This is a genomic window from Exiguobacterium sp. KKBO11, assembly GCF_001644945.1.
In the GTDB taxonomy this organism is placed as follows: domain Bacteria; phylum Bacillota; class Bacilli; order Exiguobacteriales; family Exiguobacteriaceae; genus Exiguobacterium_A; species Exiguobacterium_A abrahamii.
Genome location: NZ_LUCU01000011.1, coordinates 1,283,210 through 1,304,802 on the forward strand (window position 1 = coordinate 1,283,210; position 21,593 = coordinate 1,304,802).

General features: G+C 50.4%; 26 protein-coding genes. 13 read left to right on the forward strand and 13 right to left on the reverse strand.

Annotated elements, in window-relative coordinates; genetic code table 11:
* Positions 1-7: 7 nt before the first annotated feature.
* From AYO36_RS06715 to AYO36_RS06740, 6 genes are all read left to right on the forward strand, one after another.
* On the forward strand, positions 8-478 hold the full coding sequence (locus AYO36_RS06715) for an NUDIX domain-containing protein (RefSeq protein ID WP_231681758.1): 471 nt from the start codon (positions 8-10) through the stop codon (positions 476-478).
* A 285-nt stretch (positions 479-763) separates the two neighbouring features.
* Positions 764-1,411, forward strand: a complete 648-nt coding sequence (locus AYO36_RS06720) for a hypothetical protein (RefSeq protein ID WP_064299874.1) — start codon at positions 764-766, stop codon at positions 1,409-1,411.
* Complete coding sequence (locus tag AYO36_RS06725) at positions 1,408-2,202, forward strand: DUF3307 domain-containing protein (RefSeq protein WP_064299875.1); 795 nt, start codon at positions 1,408-1,410, stop codon at positions 2,200-2,202. The genes AYO36_RS06720 and AYO36_RS06725 overlap by 4 nt, the downstream gene beginning before the upstream one ends.
* A gap of 28 nt (positions 2,203-2,230) precedes the next feature.
* A complete protein-coding gene (locus AYO36_RS06730; RefSeq protein ID WP_023468330.1) occupies positions 2,231-2,800 on the forward strand; it encodes a histidine phosphatase family protein in 570 nt (189 codons plus the stop codon).
* Positions 2,797-3,657 (forward strand): ComEC/Rec2 family competence protein, encoded by an 861-nt coding sequence (locus tag AYO36_RS06735; protein ID WP_064299929.1) that lies wholly within the window; start codon positions 2,797-2,799, stop codon positions 3,655-3,657. The genes AYO36_RS06730 and AYO36_RS06735 overlap by 4 nt, the downstream gene beginning before the upstream one ends.
* 21 nt (positions 3,658-3,678) lie before the next feature.
* Positions 3,679-3,897, forward strand: a complete 219-nt coding sequence (locus tag AYO36_RS06740; RefSeq protein WP_064299876.1) for a DUF3006 domain-containing protein — start codon at positions 3,679-3,681, stop codon at positions 3,895-3,897.
* An 11-nt stretch (positions 3,898-3,908) separates the two neighbouring features.
* Here the strand turns inward: AYO36_RS06740 and AYO36_RS06745 are convergent, their stop codons facing one another.
* A complete protein-coding gene (locus tag AYO36_RS06745; protein WP_058703407.1) occupies positions 3,909-4,136 on the reverse strand; it encodes a hypothetical protein in 228 nt (75 codons plus the stop codon).
* A 222-nt stretch (positions 4,137-4,358) separates the two neighbouring features.
* Between AYO36_RS06745 and AYO36_RS06750 the strand changes: the two genes are divergently transcribed.
* The 3 genes from AYO36_RS06750 to AYO36_RS06760 are packed head-to-tail and all read left to right on the forward strand — an operon-like array spanning position 4,359 to position 7,287.
* Entirely contained in the window at positions 4,359-5,267 is a 909-nt protein-coding gene (locus AYO36_RS06750; protein WP_058265957.1) for an AAA family ATPase, read from the forward strand.
* A gap of 2 nt (positions 5,268-5,269) precedes the next feature.
* Positions 5,270-6,316 (forward strand): DUF58 domain-containing protein, encoded by a 1,047-nt coding sequence (locus AYO36_RS06755; RefSeq protein ID WP_064299877.1) that lies wholly within the window; start codon positions 5,270-5,272, stop codon positions 6,314-6,316.
* Positions 6,313-7,287 carry a hypothetical protein gene (locus AYO36_RS06760; protein WP_064299878.1) on the forward strand — a complete coding sequence of 325 codons (975 nt, stop codon included), beginning with the start codon at positions 6,313-6,315 and terminating at the stop codon, positions 7,285-7,287. Before AYO36_RS06755 ends, AYO36_RS06760 begins: the two co-directional genes overlap by 4 nt.
* A gap of 14 nt (positions 7,288-7,301) precedes the next feature.
* Here the strand turns inward: AYO36_RS06760 and AYO36_RS06765 are convergent, their stop codons facing one another.
* Complete coding sequence (locus tag AYO36_RS06765) at positions 7,302-7,655, reverse strand: winged helix-turn-helix transcriptional regulator (RefSeq protein ID WP_064299879.1); 354 nt, start codon at positions 7,653-7,655, stop codon at positions 7,302-7,304.
* Positions 7,656-7,766: 111 nt separating this feature from the next.
* Between AYO36_RS06765 and AYO36_RS06770 the strand changes: the two genes are divergently transcribed.
* The gene (locus tag AYO36_RS06770) at positions 7,767-8,489 is read left to right on the forward strand and encodes an SDR family oxidoreductase (protein WP_064299880.1); all 723 of its coding nucleotides are present in this window, start codon (positions 7,767-7,769) and stop codon (positions 8,487-8,489) included.
* A 68-nt stretch (positions 8,490-8,557) separates the two neighbouring features.
* Here the strand turns inward: AYO36_RS06770 and AYO36_RS06775 are convergent, their stop codons facing one another.
* The 3 genes from AYO36_RS06775 to AYO36_RS06785 all read right to left on the reverse strand — a co-directional run bounded on the left by AYO36_RS06775 (position 8,558) and on the right by AYO36_RS06785 (position 10,893).
* On the reverse strand, positions 8,558-9,076 hold the full coding sequence (locus AYO36_RS06775) for a hypothetical protein (protein ID WP_064299881.1): 519 nt from the start codon (positions 9,074-9,076) through the stop codon (positions 8,558-8,560).
* Positions 9,077-9,402: 326 nt separating this feature from the next.
* The gene (locus AYO36_RS06780) at positions 9,403-9,729 is read right to left on the reverse strand and encodes a hypothetical protein (protein ID WP_050677942.1); all 327 of its coding nucleotides are present in this window, start codon (positions 9,727-9,729) and stop codon (positions 9,403-9,405) included.
* Positions 9,730-9,888: 159 nt separating this feature from the next.
* The gene (locus AYO36_RS06785; RefSeq protein ID WP_050677941.1) at positions 9,889-10,893 is read right to left on the reverse strand and encodes a helix-turn-helix transcriptional regulator; all 1,005 of its coding nucleotides are present in this window, start codon (positions 10,891-10,893) and stop codon (positions 9,889-9,891) included.
* 113 nt (positions 10,894-11,006) lie between these two features.
* On the opposite strand from AYO36_RS06785, the gene AYO36_RS06790 reads away from it, so the two are divergent.
* Positions 11,007-11,858, forward strand: a complete 852-nt coding sequence (locus AYO36_RS06790) for an alpha/beta fold hydrolase (protein WP_064299882.1) — start codon at positions 11,007-11,009, stop codon at positions 11,856-11,858.
* Here the strand turns inward: AYO36_RS06790 and AYO36_RS06795 are convergent.
* Positions 11,846-12,514 carry a hypothetical protein gene (locus AYO36_RS06795; protein WP_064299883.1) on the reverse strand — a complete coding sequence of 223 codons (669 nt, stop codon included), beginning with the start codon at positions 12,512-12,514 and terminating at the stop codon, positions 11,846-11,848. The genes AYO36_RS06790 and AYO36_RS06795 overlap by 13 nt on opposite strands.
* Before the next feature lie 145 nt (positions 12,515-12,659).
* Between AYO36_RS06795 and AYO36_RS06800 the strand changes: the two genes are divergently transcribed.
* Positions 12,660-13,196, forward strand: a complete 537-nt coding sequence (locus tag AYO36_RS06800; RefSeq protein ID WP_064299884.1) for a flavodoxin family protein — start codon at positions 12,660-12,662, stop codon at positions 13,194-13,196.
* A 79-nt stretch (positions 13,197-13,275) separates the two neighbouring features.
* Positions 13,276-13,593: a hypothetical protein gene (locus AYO36_RS06805; protein WP_064299885.1), complete on the forward strand. Its 318-nt coding sequence runs from the start codon at positions 13,276-13,278 to the stop codon at positions 13,591-13,593.
* A 155-nt stretch (positions 13,594-13,748) separates the two neighbouring features.
* On the opposite strand, the gene AYO36_RS06810 is transcribed toward AYO36_RS06805, so the two are convergent.
* The 7 genes from AYO36_RS06810 to AYO36_RS06840 form a co-directional block, all read right to left on the reverse strand.
* The gene (locus AYO36_RS06810) at positions 13,749-14,114 is read right to left on the reverse strand and encodes a YciI family protein (protein ID WP_064299886.1); all 366 of its coding nucleotides are present in this window, start codon (positions 14,112-14,114) and stop codon (positions 13,749-13,751) included.
* A gap of 93 nt (positions 14,115-14,207) precedes the next feature.
* Entirely contained in the window at positions 14,208-14,669 is a 462-nt protein-coding gene (locus tag AYO36_RS06815) for a YflT domain-containing protein (protein ID WP_064299887.1), read from the reverse strand.
* A gap of 86 nt (positions 14,670-14,755) precedes the next feature.
* Positions 14,756-16,429: an FTR1 family protein gene (locus AYO36_RS06820; RefSeq protein WP_064299888.1), complete on the reverse strand. Its 1,674-nt coding sequence runs from the start codon at positions 16,427-16,429 to the stop codon at positions 14,756-14,758.
* On the reverse strand, positions 16,413-17,645 hold the full coding sequence (gene efeB / locus AYO36_RS06825; RefSeq protein ID WP_369815315.1) for an iron uptake transporter deferrochelatase/peroxidase subunit: 1,233 nt from the start codon (positions 17,643-17,645) through the stop codon (positions 16,413-16,415). The genes AYO36_RS06820 and efeB overlap by 17 nt, the downstream gene beginning before the upstream one ends.
* Positions 17,646-17,647: 2 nt before the next feature.
* On the reverse strand, positions 17,648-18,466 hold the full coding sequence (gene efeO / locus AYO36_RS06830) for an iron uptake system protein EfeO (protein WP_064299890.1): 819 nt from the start codon (positions 18,464-18,466) through the stop codon (positions 17,648-17,650).
* Positions 18,467-18,601: 135 nt separating this feature from the next.
* The gene (locus AYO36_RS06835) at positions 18,602-20,305 is read right to left on the reverse strand and encodes a DUF2339 domain-containing protein (RefSeq protein ID WP_064299891.1); all 1,704 of its coding nucleotides are present in this window, start codon (positions 20,303-20,305) and stop codon (positions 18,602-18,604) included.
* Between the two features lie 139 nt (positions 20,306-20,444).
* Positions 20,445-21,521, reverse strand: a complete 1,077-nt coding sequence (locus AYO36_RS06840; RefSeq protein WP_058703424.1) for a C39 family peptidase — start codon at positions 21,519-21,521, stop codon at positions 20,445-20,447.
* Positions 21,522-21,593 lie beyond the last annotated feature (72 nt).

A 21,593-nucleotide genomic window follows, 5' to 3' on the forward strand; every position in this document is an offset into this window, starting at 1 on the left:
GATGAAGATGAAATTCAGACGTCGCGAAAAAGTAGCAATCTATATCACTCGGGAAAAACCTAACGGATGGGAACTACTTGTTTTTCATCCACAATCGGCTCCTGAGAGTGATTGGCAGATCCCCGCAGGTACGATCGAAGATGCTGAAATCGCAAAAGAAGCAGCTGTCCGTGAGACGCTTGAGGAAAGTGGTCTCTCGTTAGCATCCGTCCAGTACATCGGCGAAGAAGAGATGCGCTATCCGGAGCGAATGCGGGTCCATTACACGTATTTCTATCATGCGCACATCGAATGCCAAGAGAATCGCTGGACGCATTGTGTGGCTGGTGATGGTCAGGATTGCGGTGATTTCTTTGATTTCGCGTGGTTGCCACTTGATCGGATCACGCAACTTGAACGCCGCCATCATATATTCCTGGATCGTTTGATTCATCGATTGGAACGGACACGTCCGTATGATTGTCGAAAACACGGTTAATTCCGTGTTTTTTTGTTTTGTCTCACTATCTTAAGTTTACCCTGATTATGAGACAAAATCTTATAACTATTGATAATATATGTTATGTTAACTTGAATAAAAAAATGATCTTTTAGTCAGATTCATCCATTCCCCTGTCGTGTAAAAATCGGTCTATCGTCCTGTTGGTCTTCCTCCTCATTCTTTGTTACTCTAATAACAGTAACACCGTGAATGTTACCTTTTTAACGGTAACAAATCAAATGTTTCCATGATTGTGGCAACAAATGAACAGGAGGAATCGTCATGCAAGCTGTTGCCTTGTCGTTTGATGTCAAAGGCTCCCGCGACTATCCGAGCAAAGAAGCATTACTTCAAGCGCTCCGAGAACTCGCGAACAATCTGAATACGGCATTTCCAACGAGTATCGTTCCGTTCCAAATCAAATCCGGTGATAGCTTACTAGCTGTATTTGCGGATTATCCGGTTAGTTATCCGGTCATGCTGCACTTATTGAATCAAGAATTACCGGGTTACATCGGGATCGGATTTGGTCAGTATGAGACGATTTCGACGACTCAAGCTGAAGAAGCCAATGGTAGTGCGATCATTCACGCTTTTGAAGCGCAGGAATTGGCGAAGACACTTCCGTCACGGATCGCCTTTGCTGGACCGCCCTACTTACCAACCACCCTGCTGAATGGCTATCTCGAGATGCTTTATCCAGCGTATTTCGGGAAAACGGACCGTCAGATTGAACTGCACCGGTTGATGGATCAATATCCAGATGATACGTATGAAGAGATTGGTCTGAAGATGGGCTTTAAGGAACAGGATGCCCGCGCGAATGTCGCAAAACTCGTCTCCCGCTCGCAGCGTAAGCAACGGAAGCGTCTTGAAGCTGCCTTGGTACAGGCGCTGGAGCAATTCCAAGTCTGGGAGGCGATTCGGTGACTGTCTTACTTAGCCTTATCCTTGTCCATCTACTTGCTGATTTTCCATTACAGACGAGACGGATGGCGCTCCTGAAACACCGACACCAACGGATCTTGCTCCAACATCTTGCTGTTCATGCAGCTCTGATGCTACTTGTCCTTGCGTTCTTCGTCATCCGAGGAGTATTAACCATCGACATTGCCGGATGGCTTGGCGGAAGTATTCTCGTGTTTCACGCCCTACTCGATGCCTCCCCGCTCAAACGTCGCGTCAAGCAAGCGGCGGCGTACTGGATCGATCAAGCGTTACATATCGCTGCCATCATCGCCTTGACATGGGTGTTCGTACCGATTGATTGGTCGTTGTCGTTCTCACGTCCGGAGCAAATTCTATGGATTCTGTGCTTTAGTTTAGTGACGACGGAGTTACTCGGTCACGGGATTGCTTTAATGCTCGCACCATTTGCTCCGCGCTTGATCGAAGCGCATTTCGAGCGAAAAGTGACACGTAAGGAGCAATTAGACGGCGTTTCGCGAACCGTCACACATGAAGTCGAAGATTCTGCGCGCAGTTATACGACGGAATTAAACGGAATCGGGCGTTATATCGGTCTCGTCGAACGGGCAATCATTACCCTGCTCGTCGTCACGAACGCAACGGGAGCCATCGGGTTCATCATTGCTTTGAAGGCACTGGCACGTTTTAAACAGTTTGAAGATCGCCGCTTTGCGGAATATTACATCATCGGGAGCTTGCTCAGTATCTTAGGTGCGATTTTATGTGGACTCGCGATTCGCGTTGCACTCTAAACGATGAATGAAAGTGAGGGAGACGGTCTTGACCGTCGCACGAAGTATGAAACAAATTGGATTAGTGAGACATCACCGGGTGACGGAAGGATACCCGACGAAAGGCTGGATCAGCGCCAGCGATATTGAAAAATGGATTGAACGGTATGATACGTCAGACATCGATATTCAACCGGTCGAGCTCGGTCAGATCGACTGGACAGTCTGTTATGCCAGTAGCATGCCACGCGCCGTCCAGACGGCGAAGAGTGTCTACGATAAAGAGATCATCGTGACGGATCTACTACGGGAAGTACCGTTTCCGACGATTCAGTCGAATCTAAGGTTACCGTTTCTTGGCTGGGCGGTCCTCGGTCGACTCGCAGCCCCGTTCAGCAAACGGATTCAAGCGGAGATCAAGGAAGCGAATGAACGGATTGAGGTCCTGTTGAATCAACTGATGTTCGAGGATGATGAACGGGTCTTACTCGTCGGGCATGGCGGTATGATGATTTTGATGCGTGCTGCCTTGAAACGGCGCGGTTACCGGGGGCCACGGTTCGGTCATCCGCGTAACGGCATGCTGTATCTGTTCGAGAAAGAGGAACCGACATGTTGAAATGGGGATCAACGATTCTGTTAGCACTCTGTTTAATCGTCATCTTCTATACGACACGGGACGAAGAGCCCCCTGCCCCAACCACGGGACAGATGGAGGTCTACGGTTTTGACGTCGGTCAAGGAGATAGCACGTTCATCCGGACGAAGGAAGACGCGATCTTGATTGACGGCGGGAATAACGGCAAAGGCGAGGATGTCGTCCGCTACCTGCAAGGATTAGGTGTCAAACGCTTAACAGCAGTCATTGCGACACATCCGGACGCCGATCATATCGGTGGACTTGATACCGTCCTCGATGCCTTTCCAGTCGATAGCGTCTATGCCCCGCGTGTCACGCATACGACAGAGACATACCGCGATTTCCTCCTTGCCGTCAAACGCGAAGGGGTGACGATCAAGTCGGTTAAGGCAGGTCTTGAGATACCGAGTGAAGCTGCACGCTTTACGTTCCTTGCTCCCCTAACGGACGGAACGCAAGATCTTAACAGTTGGAGTGCCGTCCTGCGGGTCGAACATGGACAGGACCGGTTCCTCTTCATGGGCGACGCACCGATCCGGACGGAACGACAATTGCTTGAGTCAGATGTCGATCTTAGCGCCGATGTCTTGAAGCTTGGGCATCACGGAGCAGACACATCGTCCTCCCTGCCCTTCCTACAAGCCGTTGATCCGAAGCGAGCGTTGATCTCAGCCGGGAAGGACAATGCCTATCGTCACCCACGCCCCTCCGTCTTACAGGAACTGAAAACAGAACGGATTACGATTGACCGAACCGATCAAAGCGGTACGATCCAGTATATCTCGACTGGTGACGGCATCAAGGAATCGAACCGGACCGATTTACGACCGGAATAACAAGACGTGGAGGTGCATCAGATGCGATTGACCCTAGCTGATTTTGAAGACGATCTAGCGATTTGCGAGACGGACGACCGCGAGACGATCACATTACCGAAAAGTCGTTTGCCGCGCCAGGCGACGATCGGCGACCGACTCGACTGGACCGGACGTTCGATTCGGATCTTACGCGATGAGACGAACGCACGTAAAAAAGAGATCTCCGAGTTGATGGATGATCTCTTTGAAGAATGCTGAGGGAGTCTTTTTTAACCGAGTAGACTGATGACGAGACCAGCGAGGATGCCTGCTGTGAATAAGGAACCGAGCGTATACGTCAGCAAACGTAATCCGAATGGGAGCCGACGAATCGCGGCAAAGGCTCGACGATTCGGAGGTCCTCCGGCAACAATACGTTGATACTCGTCAATAGGACTGTGAGCAACATCCTGTTGCTGGTTTAGAGTAGAGTTCGATTCGGTAGTGTGTGGTTTCATCTGTCCATCCTCCCTATTCCAATGACTATATCCTTCTATTCGCTAAGTAACTTCATAATCCTGTTTCAATTTTTTTGATATTTCACGAAACTTTTGGATGAAACTGGTAGTATAAAAGATAGACGTATTTCTTTATGCGTGATTCCTGGAAAATCACTAGCGGTTTTTTCTGAATTTTCGTACACTTTAGAAATACGATGCATCTTAAAGGGGGAATCATCCATGTTTCAAACGTTACGTACATCACTCAAACAATCTGTCCTTGGTCAGGACGATGTGATTGATCATTTATTGATGGGCTTGCTCGCAGAAGGTCATGTGTTGCTCGAAGACCGTCCGGGGACCGGTAAGACGACACTAGCAAAAGCACTGGCGCAGACACTCGAAGCAAAGTTCTCACGTGTTCAATGTACAGCGGATACGTTACCGACCGACCTACTTGGGATGGAGCTGTTCAACCCACTGACAGGATCGTTTGAACAACGGTTTGGTCCGCTGTTCGCGAACATCGTCCTCGTCGATGAGATCAACCGGACGACTCCACGGACACAGTCAGCATTGCTCGAGGCAATGGCCGAAGGACAAGTGACGATCGGGGATACATCTTATACGTTACCGCAACACTTTCTTGTCATCGCGACACAAAATCCGTTCGATGGACACGGCACATTCCCACTGCCGCATGCCCAACTCGACCGTTTCTTGTTCAAGTTGTCGTTCGCTCCGCTGACACGTCAGGCGGAGAAGGCATTATTACGTGGAGCACACTTAACCGCGGCCGAACTACAGATTCCGCTCGAACAACTCAATGACTGGAAAGAGGAAGTCGTCGCCGTCTCAATCGAAGATAGCGTCGAAAACTACTTACTCGATGTCTGTGACGCACTCCGCGCCCATCGTGACGTTGAGATCGGACCGAGTCCACGAGCGACGCTCGCACTCTTAAAAGCCGCGAAAGCACGGGCCTGGATGCAGGAGCGGACGTACGTCACACCAGAGGACGTCAAGCACTTGGCGACGCCATTGCTTGCCCACCGTCTCGTCTTGACGCTCGAAGCGACGCTGAAGCTATCGAACGAACGTCTCGTCGAGCAGGTCCTCGATTCACTCACTGTTCCGACTGAGGTGTAATCATGCAATTGATCATACCAAAAGGCTTTAACCTCATCATTCTTACGATGACAGGTGCAAGTGGCGTCATCGTCGGACTCTATGGTCCTGTCTGGATTGCGGCTTTATTACTCGCCTATACATTATATGGCTGGGTGATGCCGTATTATCTCGAATACGTTGCGAAGCGGATTCGCGTCCGCCTCCTTGAGACCGTTCGCGCTTTTCGAGAGGAAACGATCCAGATACCGTTCGAGTTATCTAACCCAACGAAGTTACCACTCGGTCGCATCACGATTTCTGGGTTGCTCGGGGATCAGATCAAGCTTCCAGATGCGAGTAGTCAATTTTGGCGTCAACACTTATATGTCAACAAACAGACGATCGTGCCATTTTCAATCGATGTCATTGCCGCTCACCGGGGAACGGTTCGAATTCAGTCGTTTGATGTCATGATCTCGGATCCGTTTCATTTGATCACAATCTATGTGACGCTTGATATTCAAGAGCTGGGTCACGTCTTCCCTGACTTTGCACCAGCGTCAGTCGAGTGGAATGAACGGATGATTCCCGGTGAGACGATTGATCGCTCGAGTCCGTTCACCGATCGCTCGAGTTTCCACTCCGTCGTCCCCTACTCCGGAGATGCGAAGTCGATCTACTGGTCAGCTTATGCGAAGACGAATGAACTGTACTCGTATCAATATGACCGGAAACGTAACCATGATTATGCCGTCATCGTCGATGGCTTGTCCGCAGACGGACTCGCCCTCCGCTCGGACTTCGAGAAACTATTATCGCGTGCCGCGACGATCATCCGTGAACTCGAGAAACAAGGGGCTTCCTACAGCCTCTGGATTTCGATGGTCAACCGATCCGGTCAGTGGTACCATGTTCCGTCTGGTATGGGAAAACATCAATTCCTACGGACGATGGAATGCCTTGCCCGGATTTCCGAATACGATCTACCGCTCGAGCGACGGTACTTCACGAAGCGATTGCAACGTAGTGTGCCGTCGACGACGGCGGAGATTCACCTCGGTCACCGGCAGAAAGGAGTGAGCGCATGATTCTCTGGTGGATATTCCTTGCGAGTCTGTTACCGGTTCCGTTCTATCTCGCGCTCGCTCTTCCGGCACTCGCCTTCGTACCACATCGTTCGCTTCGAATCGGATTACAGTTACTCGTAGCGGGGTCCTTGTTTTTCCTCTCTCCCGTAGCTAGCGTCTTAGCCCTTGTCTTCGTCGCCTGGACCGCGTTTCTTGATACGGTCGATTCGGCGTGGCGTTACGCTACGAGTGCGATGGTCATCGGCGTCGTGATGGTATTGTTCCCGGGAGTGACACCACCAATTGGCGCCTTTTTAATTTTGGTCTTCGTCATTGCGTATCCATTCGTCGTCACCTACATGACAGAATGGCGGCGTATCTTCCCGACGATCGCGCTGGTCCTCAGCGCGGGGCTGATCATCGCTGTTGTCTTCCGTCTCACGAAAGAAGCGCTCGTCGGATCCGTCACGAGTGCGATTCGTCCGCTATTTGAAGCATTCGGTTCATTGTTCCTTTGGACGGAACCACTTGGTCGGGAAGCGGACACGATGACGAACCGGGCAATGGGGCTAGAGAATATCAAAGGTGTTCAAGACGTGGAGCAAGCTGCCGTCCAGGCAGGAACACCGGATTGGATTTGGATCGCAACGACGCTTCTGACGGTGATCTTAGTTGCAGTTACACTTTATGTCATCCGGAAGCGAAAAGTCATAGCGATCGAAAGAGAACAAACCGTCAGGCACTCCAAGCAGGTACGGTCGCATGCGCCAAAGCGGCATAGCCATCATCCGCTTCTGAAGATTGCTTCTCAACTCGAGCAAGCCTTCCCAAGACGTCATGAAGAGACGACGCTTGAATGGCTGACACGGATCGAGTTCCCGGATGCGTCACCAAACGCTCGACTGATCGACGGGATTGAGTTCAGTCCAAGTGAACCGGCCTACGACATTCAGACGTTCCGCCGTCAAGTAAGAGAACAAATCGAACGCTAACGAAAAGCCCTTGCTCATGGAGCAGGGGCTTCCTCGTCGCATAAGGTGCGCATCAATTGGTTGCGTGGTGTCGTCGCGAGTCCCCAGTCGCAGATCGCATCAAGTAAGGGAATCAAGGAAACACCTTTTGCACTTAACGCATACTCAACACGAGGTGGGATTTCCGGGTAGACGGTCCGCGTAATCAAGCCATCTTGTTCGAGTTGCTTCAGTTGCTGTGTCAGCGTCTTCGGTGAGACGTCCTGGATATAACGCTCCAGTGTATTAAAACGTACCGCACCTTCCTCATGCAGCTCGTACAAGATCATCACTTTCCACTTGCCTTGAATCTGACGCATCGTCGCATCGAACTCATTTAGATACGGCATACCGTTCCCTCCCTTACCAAAAGGTAACCGACTGACCTAAAAGTGCGTACTTCTCGGATTGGTTTCCCTCTGTTATCTTCAATTTATCATATCAAATAAGGAGACGATATCATGAAAACAGGATTCATTGCCATCACCGGTGCTACGTCAGGAATCGGGCATGCGATTGCGCGAACGTTCATTCAGAAAGGGTACCGCGTCTTATTGCTCGGACGACGAATTGATCGTCTGGCGAGCCTTGCTTCAGACGATGTCTTGATTCGCCAAGTCGCAGCCACCGACCGAGTTGCCCTCGATGCTGCTTTAGCAGACGCGACGGAAGCGTTCGGACCGGTCGAAGCCATCATCAATAATGCAGGACGGATGTTACTCGGTCAAATTGAGACACAAGATGCGGAAGAATGGGAAGAGATGTTTGACGTCAACGCGCTCGGTGTCTTACACGGGATGCAAGCTGTCCTTCCCTCGATGGTGAAACGGAAGACCGGCACGATCATCAACATCAGCTCGATTGCCGGTAAAAAGACGTTCGCAGACCACGCCGCGTACGTCGGCACGAAATTCGCCGTCCACGCGATGAGTGAGAACGTCCGAGGTGAAGTCGCGTCCCATGGTGTCCGCGTCATGACGATCGCACCAGGTGTCGTCGAGACGGAATTACTCGGTCATACGACAAGTGATGCGATTAAGGACGGCTACAACGAATGGAAACAGTCGATTGACGGTGGACTCGATCCGCAAGTCGTCGCGGACACTGTCTTATTCGCCTTTGAGCAGCCGCAACATGTCAATATTCGAGAAATCGTCTTAGCTCCGACGAAACAACTCGATTGACGAATAATAGACCGAAGCGCTCGGAAATGGATGTCCTTCCGAGCGCTTCGGTCTATTTCATTCAAGCGTTACTTTATTAAGTGACTCTGTTCAATCGTTTGAAAGATTGATTGATAGATCTTCAGTTGCTCTGACCGATTCGGTCGTTCGATCCCCTCACCAAATAACCAGGTCGTCTCTTGTGTATCGTCATAGAGCATACCAGCCGCAAACGTCGGATTCGGCACCGAGATGCTTTCCTCATAGGAGAGACTCGGATCAAGAAACGGTTCGACGGATTTTTGAGAGCCGATAAAGAAAAAGGGAATCTGCGCCTTCCGGTAGACGGTAGCATAGTCACGTCCCGCTGCCTGATGTAAGTACTCCGGCATAATCATGACGGCGTCGTATCGTCGTAAATCTCCTTTGATCTCCTGCAGATCAATCGAGTGGAAATCCGGTGATTGCGTAAGAACTGGAGCTGTTCCGACGACGGCGATGGTGAGATCGATGGTACTGGCTTTTGGCGTCAACGTTGGTTTTTTCATCATACATACGGTAAGCAGTAGACTGAGTGCAAGTAAAGTCATGACGGTTCTTTGTCTCATCTGTCCCTCCATGATTTCCTAATATTAGGTCTTTCGCCTAGTTCCTTTATACCATAGAAATGGGTGACGTTATGTTTTTGCACAATAGGGAAATCGCGTGAATAAAGTACCAACAGAAGCCAATAAAAAAAGACTCCCTGATTGGAGTCTCCTTACTTTTCAGCATCGATTTTTGAAGCCTTACGCGCAATGACGACAATAAAGACGATGGCACCGACAGGAATCACGAGCGGCATCCAGTCGAGGATATACTGTGCGTTCATCGTATCCCCCCTTACCTAGCAAGCTATAAGCGTAGCATATGCCAATTGCTGGGGAGTTGCAAGTCACAGTCGGGGCAGAAGTTCGTTCACGATCGCGTAATAAATCAAGATACTTGTCGAGAGCGTATATCCGATGAATAAAAGGGGTGTGAATTTAGGTTTCATGCGTCGTTCGATCAAGCGTAGCGAGCCGATGGTGACGACAAGAGCGACGACCGGACTGAATCCGAACACGACGATATCTAAGGATGTCACGACATCTTCTGGAAACACGAGATGAAAGACAAAAAGTGAGAATAAGTACCACGATGTATAGGATAGACAAACGAAGAAGAGGAAAGCAGCTAGTTTCCGCATCCCGTTTGATTGGCTTTTTTCCATCTGTTGCATGTCGTTCCTCCTACATAAGTATCAGATACCCTTAATAGTAACTGGAACTATTCGCTTAAAATATTCAAATATGAATATCCGACAAAAAACGACAAAAAGTTTTTTTCTCGACAATTTAAAAAAGCAAGATCCACGGTCAAGTGAACCTTGCTTTAGCCCTTAGAGAGCAGGTGTTTCGACTTGGTACATCGTCGCAAGACCTGCCACCTTGTTCTTGAATGTCTCCCGCCGTTCGACAGGCGCGATGATTTCCGCCTGGTTGCCGAACTGAATCAGCCACATCATGAACCCGTCGGAAAAAAGCGCATCGACCTTGACCTCGAACCAGAGGTCATCGAGGCGACGGCAGCGGATATCTGTCCCGAACCGGTCGACGACGGTTGGCATCAGACTCTCCTGGAATTTAAGCGTCAATTGCTCGTTCTCTCCCCCGTACATGTTGAACATGTTACTTAAGTAACTCGGCTCGACATGGACCGGTTCTTCCATCGGTTCGAACGCTTTACAATCGACGATTCGGTCGACCCGGTACGTCCGGATCTCTTTGATCCGCTCATCGCGTCCAATCAAATAGTAATTTCCGTTATCCATCAACAGATGAGCCGGAGAAACGAGGTAATGCTCGCCATCCTTCCGTAACTCGAACTTCCGCGTCCGTTCATTAAACTTTCCTTGGTACTGGAAACTGATGACGAACCCATCGCTAATTGCTTTCTGAATCGTATCGATCGAGCGCGACGTCATTCCTTTTGGTTTTTTGACAGTATGTAGCACCGGTTGGAGTGACTCCGCCATCTTGTCACTCGTCAACGACTGAATCGTCTTAACGAGCGACGTCGTCTCACTTTCCGAGATGAACTTCGCACTGGCGATGGCATCGACGAGCAATCGGAGCTGATGATGCTCAAAGGGACGACTGACGAGATGATACGGAATGGCAAGTCCATTCTTCGTCTCTTCCGCCACGACGTCAAAACCTGATTTGGCAAGTGCCGCAATATCATCCTTCAACGATTTTCGGGATAGCTTCTCGATCAGTCCTCGTTTCGAGAGTTCCATGCTCAATTCCTCAAGCGTCAACGTATGGTCTTCATCCGACTGACGTTCGAAGATTTCTCGTACAGCAAGTAAGCGGTCACGGTTCGTTAATTTTTCGTTAGACACTACGCATCCTCATTTCCTAAGTCACAATGGTTTGGTTATACTTTACAGTATACATGAAAATAAACACGAGATTAACAATAAAATGGTAAAAATTAAGAGATAGGAGAATTTGGATGCATTATATCGCAGAATGGAATGGTCAGCGTTTTGATTACCGGGATAGCGGGAGCGGTCCCGTCATTCTTTTGATTCATGGTACGCAGTCGGATTACCGGGAGGTCTACCATGTCGAAAAGTTAATCACGGCAGGATATCGTGTTATCGTACCGTCACGTCCGGGATATGGAAGAACGCCGCTTCAGCTCGCAGATAGTCCAGAGGCGCTTGCAACGTTCTACGCTGGGTGGCTTGCTTCCCGCCAGATTGAACAGTACACCGTTTACGGCATCTCTGCCGGCGGACCGACGGCAATTGCACTTGCTGGAATGGATCCAGGCGTTCATGCCCTCGTCTTAGCGTGTGCGATGACGCACCGGATCTCGCTGCCGTATCACCGTCTTTTGATCCAACCGGTCTTACAACGTCCTTTGCAGTTCATCCAGTGGGGGCTTTGGACGTATGTGAAGGATAAGATTCGTAAGTTTCCTGAAGAAGCAGCGGTTCGGATGGTCGAGATGACGAGTCTTTTACCACGCGAAACGATCCGTACCCACATTAGTGAGACGGATGCGTCGTTATTATATGAGGTTGGTCTTCAAAATGGTCCTGGGCGAGGTGTCTTGTTTGATATCACACAAGACTTAGAACGAGAATGGCTTGAAGCCGTCACGTGTCCCGTCTTGATCGTCCATTCGAAGTCAGACCGTGCTGTTCCGTTCGAGCATGCGGAACACGCACGACGGAGCATTCCTCACGCGCAGTTCATTGAATCGAAAAGTCCCGGTCACCTGATTTGGATCGGTCCATCCGCACGTCGGGATGAACGGATGATCGAACGGTTCATCGCCTTCAATCAGATGACTTGAAGGCGGAGCCGCATTTTTAGCTTCTCATCATCCTCCTCGATCGCAATCAGACCACGACGCGTTAGTTCACCAATCGCACGACGCGTCCGGTCTTGATTAAGTCGGGCACAGCGGGCAATCTCAGAGATGCCCATCCGACATGACAGTTGGTTCGCCTTGATCTTTGATGAAGGCTTCGCGACGGAGCGTTGTAAGAGGCGCCAAAAGACATGGCGGGCATCCTCTGATAAAGCATAGGCATTTTTCTCGATCACCGGCGGCATGTAACGAACGTCTTCTCGAATCCGGCGAATCAGATAGAGACTGAGCCATTCTTCGAGCTCCGCTTGAATTCGTGAGAATTCGAACCACCAGAGCTGCTCGAGTGCCTCTTCCTCTTTCGTCGCCAGTTGCCAGCTAGCAGGAATCTCATCAAACTCTTCCTCGAGCCAGTCTTCGTAGTCGAGTGCCGTCTCATACAAGACTTGTGACGGGATCTGCTCGAGTGACGTCCGATGTTTATAGATATCAAAGCTCATCCGTCGAAAATGTTCGACGGATGCAGCCACTTGGCTCAAATGAATCAATTGTTTCGTAATGAGTCGCGCCAGTCCATCCATCTCGAGGTGGATGGCATATAAGTGTTTTTCTAGCGCAATGAGCGTGCTTCTCTCCATTCGACCGTTCCTCCCCTATTTGTTTTTCGTCTTCTTGTCTTTTTCCGCAAAACCCTTATTCAAAACCAATTGTGAGCATATCGGTGTATTGACAGTGCAGTTTGGAATAGAATAGAACAATCGAATTCAAAAGGAGATGCACGATATGTATACGATTTTTGGTAGCTCACGTAAAGGAAACAGTGAATGGCTCGGGGAACAAGCATTGAAAGGAATCCCTCATGTTGCTGTCGATTTGGCGAACGTCTCGATTCAGCCGATTGAAGACCGCCGTCATCATGGAGGCTTTTTGCCGATTGGCGATGACTATCGCCGGATTGTCGAAGAGATGCTTGAACACGATGACATCCTGTTCATCACTCCGATTTACTGGTACTCGATGTCGACGAAGATGAAATTATTCATCGATCGATTCAGCGAGTCACTGCGCGACGAAGAACTCGACTTCAAAAGCCGGATGGCGGGGAAACGATTCCACTTGATCGCGGTCGGAGGAGACAATCCACGCGTTAAAGGACAAGCGCTCGTCACGCAGTTCGAGCATATCGCATCGTTCCTTGGCGCGACGCTTGAGACAGCGATTCTTGCCGAAGGAAATGCACCAGGTGAGGTCGAGTACGATCAAGAAGCGATTGCGGCAATCGAGGCGTTTCGTGAAAAAATGTCAGGAGCACGTGTTTAAGCACTGTTCGTGAAGGGAAATAACTGAAGCAGAGCGCACGACTATCTAGCGTACGACTCAATTCAGGAGGTGGTCAGCCATGTTCGCATCTAAAAAACGATCGAATCGCAAGTGGAAACAACTGACTTCACGCCAGCATATCCTTCATCTTGAACATCTGTATCAATCACGCGAAGAGACGATTGTTCGTGATCGCCTCTCCTTACAACACATCATGGAACGTGCAGTCCGGACCGGACAGACGGTCCACGTCCGATTAAAACAACTCGATACGGTATCCGGTTCGATCCAAGCGATTTTTCATGACCGCGGAACAATTGAACTCGTCACATCGACAGGTATGCGCCGCATGGTACGAGCAGCGGACGTCATCGATATCGAGTGGAAGACAACCTAACAGTATGTAACCCCTTCTCAACTAGAGGAGGGGTTTTGGTTTACATGAGCCCTTTGCCACCGAGCGGTTGATCTTCCAGTACATGTTCAACATGTTCGAGCAACGGGCGTGCCGTAGACTAGTTTGAATCGTAAACGTCGTTCATAACCTGTACATTAAGAGATAGCTGATAACGGTCGGACTTCCGCGCGCCAACCGTAAGATTCCCCTTCTGCGACTTGAGTCGTCGGATGAAGGGAAGCCAGTTCCATCGCATGATCCAAATCACGTGCTTCAAAGACAATCAAACTGCCAATCTGCTCCCCATGCGTTCGATCCGGCTCTACATTCTTCTGTACGACCCCATCCTGCCAGTAAAATGCTTGTGTCGTAAGTCCCGGGTGCCAATCTGATAGGACATCGACTTGTTCATTGAAGGTGTTCATTAACGCATCACAACGCGACATCAAAGCATCGATCTCTTCCTTCGATAAAGCATCCATCCGCTCAGCATCGTAATAACCGACATATAAGAATTGCATTGTCTCTCCTCCTCTCAACTTTCCCATTCCCTTCCATGAGAAGGCTAAACAAAAGCCTCCTGTCTCTACGCTGAGAAACAGGAGGCTTATGTATCATTCATCTTTTAACTTGACGTTTTGATCGGCTGGTAACGTCGTCGTCGTTTCCTCATCTTCGAGTTTCGGAACACCGGCACCATAATCGGTTGCTTCATCCGTCACGTACGACGCTGCGAACGCTGGATTCAGTAAATCGGACTTCGAACCGACGATGACGATCCGACCGTGCCGGACTTCATCTTCTAAGTCCTCGGCGACATCCTTCGTCATGCCAAGCTCGGACAACTGAGCGATCCGGTCTTTCCGATTGCTCCGGACGGCTGACAGTAATGTCTCGAAGAACGACTTCTTCGTCACACGGTACGGTAACGTCTGCGTGTCATTCGCGATCCGTTCCGCGAGTTCTTCGTCTTTCGCAAAGATATAAATCTGTTTATTCGAATAGCCACTTGATTTGAGGCTCGTCACTTCTGCGTCGACAGCGGTCATGTTTCGTACGATGCGTGTTTCAAGCATAAAAATCCCTCTCCTTCATGCAGCAAGCTGCTGATAAGAAGTTATACCCGAAACATAATAGTTGAAACCTGAAATTGAAAAATGGATCAAGCAGCAGTCTGGATTGAAGACGCACGCCGCTTTTGCCAAATCGTAAACAAGGCAATCAGAACCATCAGGACGACTTGCGGGAGGAGCGTCTCGAGCGTCGGATAGAAGCCAATCCAGCCGGCGGTTCCGAGACCATTGATCGGGTGGATCGGTAAGACGTTCGTCAGCTGTAACGCGTGCAGACTCGTACCAAGAATCTTGAACGCCATCAGATAGATCAACCACGAGGCGACTTGGAACAGACGATGAATCGGTAAACGAACACCGATCTGAATGACTGCGTACGAGACGAGACCGATGATGACGATTGCAAGACCGATTCCGGATAACAAGGCAGTTTTTGTCATCGCTGGTGCCATTCCGATATAGAACAACAACGTCTCGGCGCCTTCTCGGAAGATCGTCAAGAAACTGACGAAGAACAAAGACGTCGTCGAAAGCGTCGACAAAAAGTGTTTTCGTTTGGCGACGGCGCTTTTCGAGTGCAACCAGTAGCCGACGAACAACATGACGACGACGGCGACGATGCCCGTGTATCCTTCAATTTGTTCCCGACCTGTCGCTGCGAACGTGGCCTGAAAGACCGTCTGCAAGATAAGCGCTAACAGACCGCTTGCGATCAGACCAAGCCCAGCGCCTGCCCAAACCTTTCCTTCTTGTTTCGATCGACTTTTCCGCGCGAAAGCAACAAGCGCGCTGACGATCAATAACGCTTCGAGACCTTCCCGCAGCATGACGAGCATTGCATCAACAAACGTATAATGCGTCTTCGTTTGTAATTGTGCGATAGCATTCTCAAACGACTGGAGTTCTTTTGCCGTCTTTTCCCTCGTTTCCGGCTTCAGGCGGGCAAGTAACAGCGGTACATCGGATTCAAGCTGGGAATAGAGACCTTCATTACGTGTCCGAACCTCACCTTCCGCACGTGGCCAAGTCTTCAGAAACGCTTCAAGCGCTTCTTTCGCTTGCGGTAAATCATTTGCCGCAAGTGCGGTTTGCGCCTTTTCAAGTGGCGTCAGCAGGGACTGCAGTCCCGTTTTCTTCGCCTGGACCTGCTTTCCGTCGAGGAAGGACTGAACGGCCGTATCGAACTGATCAAGTGCGGCTTTCCATTCCTTCGTATCCGCGGAATCACGCGCCGCCGCAATCCGGATCGACGCAAGTGCCATCTCGATGTTGCCATAATGACCGACACTGTCATTACGAACAAGATTCTCGTGCGTCGCCCAAGCGGTCAACAACCGTTGCTCCGCTGCCGGACGGTCGCTCGCTTTGACATGCCGCATCTCTTTCGTCAACGAAAGCAATTGCTTCACCTTTGCTTTTGCGACCGGATCCGTCTTCGGTTTCGTTGCTTCTTCTTGATTCCGGACGGCAGCAGAGAGTGCTGTCAGTTGCTCGCGGACTTCCGGAAACGTTGCCGACCGTTTCGCATCGACCTGTTTGACGGCTTTCGTGATTGCCGCTTGTTGATCAGGTAAGTCTTGAGCAGCTTGTCCTAGTTCATCAATCGCTTGATTCAGTGCTGCGCGATCTTTACTTGCGACGGCAGACAGTGCTTGTCCGATCGCGACATAGAGATCATCCGTCGAAGCAGCATAGACAGGCACCGTTTGTTGACCGGCTACAAGGAATACAAGTACAAGGACGAGATTACGCAAATAACGCATCACCGATGTAGCCTCCTTTCGAGATTCCACCGAAGCAAGCGAAGATGGCACTTCCACGGTGCGTGATGTATTCATTTAATCGGTCCTGTGCGGCAAGACGGCGCTGAATCTCGATGAATTGTTTCGGTGAACGCTGATACGATAAGAAGAGTAGACCCGCATCGAGGGCACCGGTCTTCTCATCGATGCCGTCTTGATACGAGTAGGAACGGCGTAAGATCGCTGTCTTCCCATCCCCGTGCGCGACAGCGGTATGCGAGTCAACCGGTAAGGCGGCTTCGCCACGAGCTTGTCGTTTCGCTGGTGTGACGGAAGCGAACTCGTCTGTTGAGCCGAGCGGTGCCCCAGAAGCGCGTTCGCGCCCGAAGGTCCGTTCTTGCTCTTTTAGGATCGTCCGGTCCCAGACTTCGAGATGCATGTGGATGCGACGGACGACGAGGAACGAGCCGTTCGTCAACCACGGTGTACCATCTTGCCACTGACAAAAGAGCGATTCTTTCCGGACCTGCTTCTTCGAGACATCAGGATTCCCTGTGCCGTCCTTGAAGCCGAACAGATTACGCGGTGTCCCACCAGAGGCATCTGCTGCTTTACTGCGCTGGAAACCGGCTTGAGACCAACGCATCGCGACCGTTCCGCGCCCGACACGGACGAGGTTACGGATCGCATGGAAGACGACTTGCGCATCATCACCGCAAACTTGGACGACGAGGTCGCCACCGCTCCATTTTTCGTCCAGACGATCGAGATCGAACGTCGGCAACGGTTGAAGAGCATCCGGTCGTTTATGACGGATGCCGAAGCGACCGTCAAACAGACTTGGACCGCACCCGAACGTAAACGTCAAGTGACCGGCAGATAATCCATCCGCTTCCCCCGTATCTTCCGGTGGCACGTAACGAGAGTCGGAATCGCCGTATGGTAACCCGGCAGCAAGTCTGGCACATAACCGCGTCCAGCGTTTTAATAAATCGACCAATTCATCGCGGCGCTCCGTCTTGATATCAAACGCCACGACTTGGACGTGATTTTGTGGTGGTGTCAGTATTCCCGCTTGATACGTCCCGTAGAACGGCTCTTGATCACTTGCTTCAACAGTCAATGTCCGTGGAAGAAACTTCTCAAGACCACTGGCATACAGGGCGGCCCCGAGACTCGTCAAGCCTGCGACCTTCAGGACGTCACGCCGCGTGACGCCTTCTTGGATTGGTTTCATGCTTATCCCTCCAGTACGATGCCCATCTTCGAGAGCGGTTCCGCGAGTTCATTGATGGCGACACTCATCTGTTTGACGTCTTGTTTTGAGAGACTCGTATAGAGAACATAGCCGGCACCCTGTTTCTTCGCATCGAGTAACGCGTAGACATCCTTGAAGCGAGCAGCAATCTCTTTTGATAACGCCGCATCTTGTTTTTTCAGCGCCGGGTTCAACAGTTCGTAAATCTTTTCAGCCCCTTCGACGTTTGCCGCGAAGTCATATAAATCGGTATGCGAATAACGGTCTTCTTCCCCTGTCACTTTTGACGTCGAGACCTCGTTCAATAGGTCAGTCGCCCCCGTGACGAGTAATTCTGGTGTCACCTCGACCGTCTCGACCTTTGCCCGCAGTAAATGAACGTCCTTCATCAATTGTTTCGCGTATGCTTCATAACCTTTTGTCGTTCCCTTTTCGAATAATCCTTGCTCGATCCGGTGGTAGCCACCCCACTCCGACGCTTTCACGTCGCCTGCTCGCGCATCGATCTTCGGATCAAGGTCACCGAATACTTCCGCGATTGGTTCTGCGCGTTCGTAATACATCCGCGTCGGTGCGTACAACGCTTTCGCTTCTTCAAGCTTTCCCGCTTGTACGGCATCCGTGAACTTTTCCGTCTCGCGGACGAACGTATCGATTTCGTTGATCGCGTACGTCCGGTAATCCGCAACGACTTGGTCAAAATTCGTCTTTTTTGGTGCCGGTGTCTCCGCTTGTTTCGCTTCACTGCAACCTGCTAAAACGACGGCGAGCGCCCCCGTCATCAATAATGCTTGTTTCATGTATGGTTCCCCCTGTTACTAATTAAGTCAGTTCCTTAAATAGTATAGACGACAATGATAATCGTTATCAATAAAAAGTTTTACGCAATAAAAAAAAGCTTGAACCGGTTCATTTCAACCGATTCAAGCGCTTCGTCAGGCTTGTTCCTTGCGTTTTTTGAAGTACGTCCGTGAAATGATGAACGTGACGATCCCAAAACCAATGAAGACGAACGATTTTTGGAATAAGCTCAGGAACGACAAATCGAACAGTAAGAGCTTGACGGCACTGATAGTCAGCAACAACAACCCGGACAACCGCCACGTCGACGACGTCCGCATCCGACCAATCGCGACAAGGACGAGTGCGAGGACGATATAAGCAGCGGACAACGTCGTACTACGCGCCGTTTCTTCAAGGCTGCGATAGAACGGTAACTCCATGATGATCAACGTATAGGTCGTAAAGACACCGATTGCAGCAAGGGCGAGGACGAGTTGCCACGACCCCTTCCAAACCGGATCACGATGTGTCTGAACGAGGAGCAAGACGAATGCTGTCGAAGCAATGACCATCGCGAGCACCGTCAACGCATACGAAAGACCAAGCCGTTGATAGGTTTCGTAGTCGACGACAGCAGAAAAGATGAAGATGACATACAACCCGACGTTAAACAACCGTTGATGCGGCATCCGCGCCCATGGAACGAACCAAAATGCAGCAATCAACCCGGCAATCAAGAAGTAGCGCAGTTGATACGTCCAGCTGAGGGCATCTGCCGGAATCAAGAGGACGGCGACGAGTAAGCCGACGTGACCGACGCCGTTTTGAGCCGAATCCTTTAAACGATCTGCAAGCACGTAGGTAACGCCAGCGAACAAAATCGCTACTAGCGTTCCGAACGACCAGTCGAGGATCAGTAACGTCAGTAAGACGACAACTCCGGCAAGCCAGCTTGGAACGTTTGGCTGAAACTGGATCCGTCGTCCGACGAACGATGTCGCACCGTAACCGAAGAATGTCGCAAGTAAGAGAGACCATTCATCAAGTCGTGGTACCTGTTCATCAAGCCAGTAGAGCTCTAACGAGAGTAGGCCGAACGCGAGTGCGATCGTAAAGATCACCCAAGCGAAGACGAACGCTTTTTTTGCCTTCAGTCGGTCAACAGCAAAGAAGATCGCTGCGAACAAGACGACTTCGTACAATAAGAAGAGTGGTAAGTTCGGGTCGTCCGATAATTGTAGATACGGTAATAAGAAACCGGTGATGGATACGAGGACCAGTAAGGCTTGCGATCGCATCCAGAGCATCAGACCGTACGCGATGAAGACGACGACGAGCTCAAGTAAGAAGGCTAAAGACGGTGGATAGAATTGATATAAGGCCATCCCGGCGAACAGTGCCGCCAACGCGACGATCGTACCGGTCGCGACGAGTCCGACCCCGAGCTCACGTCGTTTCTTCTCATACTGGTATTCTCCAAGGGCGATGACGAGTAGACCGATCAATACCCCACTTCCGATGCGGACAGGCGGACTGATCAGACCGGCAACCGAGGCGTAAGAGAACAGGAACAAGGCTCCGAGTGCAGCGAATATCGCTCCAATCCGGGGTAACCAGACGGTCGCGATGACCTGTTCCCATTCTTCGCGGGAGCGTTTTTCCTTAAATGTTGGTTGAGGAACAACCGGTTTTCGTTTCGTATAAGCAGGGCGCGGGGCTGGGCGAGCGACCGTACTCACTTCTGGTTCGCTCGGTTCAGGTGCGACAGGCGAAGTGTGCTGTCCTTCAAGGGCAGCTACTCGTTGTCGTAGCGCCGCGACCTCCTGCTCGAGACGCGTGATCCGTGGATCTTCCATCTCTTCACTTCCTTTCATGGATACATTGTCATTCTTTTACACACCTAGCAGGTGAACTCCTTCATTTTACAGTAGATTTCGTATCGATATGCCTGAAAATGACAAAAATCCGGTCGCGTGGGAGCGACCGGATGAGGGTTTAACGAACAGATAACGCATATTGTCCCGTTTGATTGAAAACGGATGTGAACTGCGAGCGACTGACACTGTACTTGCCGCGGTATGGGTCCGAGACGTAGAACGAACCGCTTGAGACACCTGTCACGAGCATGACGTGATAGTTCCGGTAACCTGTGAATGTTTTACCGTCCGGTTTGATCCAAGAGAAGTAGCCATATGGATTCTTGAAATCGACCGTTGCCCAGACGATGACCGGGTTACCGCTACGAATCTCACTCTCAATTTTCGAGACGCCTTGTTTCGAGATATCAACGGCACCACTGCGGTATTTTTTCGCAAGTGGTAGGATCCCTTTCGGATAGATGCCCCAGTTCTTGTAGTAATCGAGCGTTCCGGCTGGATTCCCCGTGAACATTTTTTCTGGATCTGCCCAGTAATACTTCCCGTTCTTATACGTCGCGTTCTTCATGCTTTTCGGCATTTGATTATAGAGTGACGCAGCAGAAACGGCTTTTTTCTTGTATTCGAGTGCCATCTTCAACGAGACGAACTCACAACCAGATGGATACCCGAGTGAATATTGGTTGTAGTACGGAACATTTAACTTTTTCGTCGTCGTCGATGGTTTTGACTTCGAAACGTATTGCGTCGAGATATAGCGGTAGCTTCCCTTGTAGAGAATCCGTGTCCAGCTCCCTGACGTGCCGTATGTCGCAACGGCAACCCCTTTATTCAGCTGTCCTACGACTTTATACTTCGTTCCAGCACCCGTCCGGACGTTGAGTGTGCCGACCGTCGTATACTTCGTTCCCGTCGACGTATATTTCGACGAAGACGATTTGACGTAGTTCTTGTGTATGTAGCCTGTGCGGGATTTGTAGCTGATTTTATACCAGCTGCCGGACGTTCCCTTTGATGTGTAGACGTTCCCTTTGTAGACGTTACCGAGAATCTTACTCGATGTCGACGGTTTCTCGCGGACGCGCAAGACATCCGTCGTCACGGTCAACTTCGTCGCGGCCTCAGCGATCAACGAAGGGCTGAGTACCCCAACGATGACAGCCGCTACGAGCAATGCGGATAAGAATCGTTTCATGATAGACCCCCTATGCTTTGATTTGGTGAGACATTCCCTTATTCCCAACTTTTTGAAAAAATAATCAACATT

Bases quoted from the DNA above. Each gene is read 5' to 3' on its own strand.
- AYO36_RS06840 (WP_058703424.1), bottom strand. From the start codon at position 21,521: ATGAAACGATTCTTATCCGCATTGCTCGTAGCGGCTGTCATCGTTGGG.
- AYO36_RS06790 (WP_064299882.1), top strand. From the start codon at position 11,007: ATGCATTATATCGCAGAATGGAATGGTCAGCGTTTTGATTACCGGGAT.
- efeB (WP_369815315.1), bottom strand. From the start codon at position 17,645: ATGAAACCAATCCAAGAAGGCGTCACGCGGCGTGACGTCCTGAAGGTC.
- AYO36_RS06820 (WP_064299888.1), bottom strand. From the start codon at position 16,429: ATGCGTTATTTGCGTAATCTCGTCCTTGTACTTGTATTCCTTGTAGCC.
- AYO36_RS06720 (WP_064299874.1), top strand. From the start codon at position 764: ATGCAAGCTGTTGCCTTGTCGTTTGATGTCAAAGGCTCCCGCGACTAT.
- AYO36_RS06810 (WP_064299886.1), bottom strand. From the start codon at position 14,114: ATGCAATTCTTATATGTCGGTTATTACGATGCTGAGCGGATGGATGCT.
- AYO36_RS06835 (WP_064299891.1), bottom strand. From the start codon at position 20,305: ATGGAAGATCCACGGATCACGCGTCTCGAGCAGGAGGTCGCGGCGCTA.
- efeO (WP_064299890.1), bottom strand. From the start codon at position 18,466: ATGAAACAAGCATTATTGATGACGGGGGCGCTCGCCGTCGTTTTAGCA.
- AYO36_RS06755 (WP_064299877.1), top strand. From the start codon at position 5,270: ATGCAATTGATCATACCAAAAGGCTTTAACCTCATCATTCTTACGATG.
- AYO36_RS06795 (WP_064299883.1), bottom strand. From the start codon at position 12,514: ATGGAGAGAAGCACGCTCATTGCGCTAGAAAAACACTTATATGCCATC.
- AYO36_RS06770 (WP_064299880.1), top strand. From the start codon at position 7,767: ATGAAAACAGGATTCATTGCCATCACCGGTGCTACGTCAGGAATCGGG.
- AYO36_RS06815 (WP_064299887.1), bottom strand. From the start codon at position 14,669: ATGCTTGAAACACGCATCGTACGAAACATGACCGCTGTCGACGCAGAA.
- AYO36_RS06775 (WP_064299881.1), bottom strand. From the start codon at position 9,076: ATGAGACAAAGAACCGTCATGACTTTACTTGCACTCAGTCTACTGCTT.
- AYO36_RS06745 (WP_058703407.1), bottom strand. From the start codon at position 4,136: ATGAAACCACACACTACCGAATCGAACTCTACTCTAAACCAGCAACAG.
- AYO36_RS06800 (WP_064299884.1), top strand. From the start codon at position 12,660: ATGTATACGATTTTTGGTAGCTCACGTAAAGGAAACAGTGAATGGCTC.
- AYO36_RS06750 (WP_058265957.1), top strand. From the start codon at position 4,359: ATGTTTCAAACGTTACGTACATCACTCAAACAATCTGTCCTTGGTCAG.
- AYO36_RS06765 (WP_064299879.1), bottom strand. From the start codon at position 7,655: ATGCCGTATCTAAATGAGTTCGATGCGACGATGCGTCAGATTCAAGGC.
- AYO36_RS06740 (WP_064299876.1), top strand. From the start codon at position 3,679: ATGCGATTGACCCTAGCTGATTTTGAAGACGATCTAGCGATTTGCGAG.
- AYO36_RS06715 (WP_231681758.1), top strand. From the start codon at position 8: ATGAAATTCAGACGTCGCGAAAAAGTAGCAATCTATATCACTCGGGAA.
- AYO36_RS06780 (WP_050677942.1), bottom strand. From the start codon at position 9,729: ATGCAACAGATGGAAAAAAGCCAATCAAACGGGATGCGGAAACTAGCT.
- AYO36_RS06805 (WP_064299885.1), top strand. From the start codon at position 13,276: ATGTTCGCATCTAAAAAACGATCGAATCGCAAGTGGAAACAACTGACT.
- AYO36_RS06760 (WP_064299878.1), top strand. From the start codon at position 6,313: ATGATTCTCTGGTGGATATTCCTTGCGAGTCTGTTACCGGTTCCGTTC.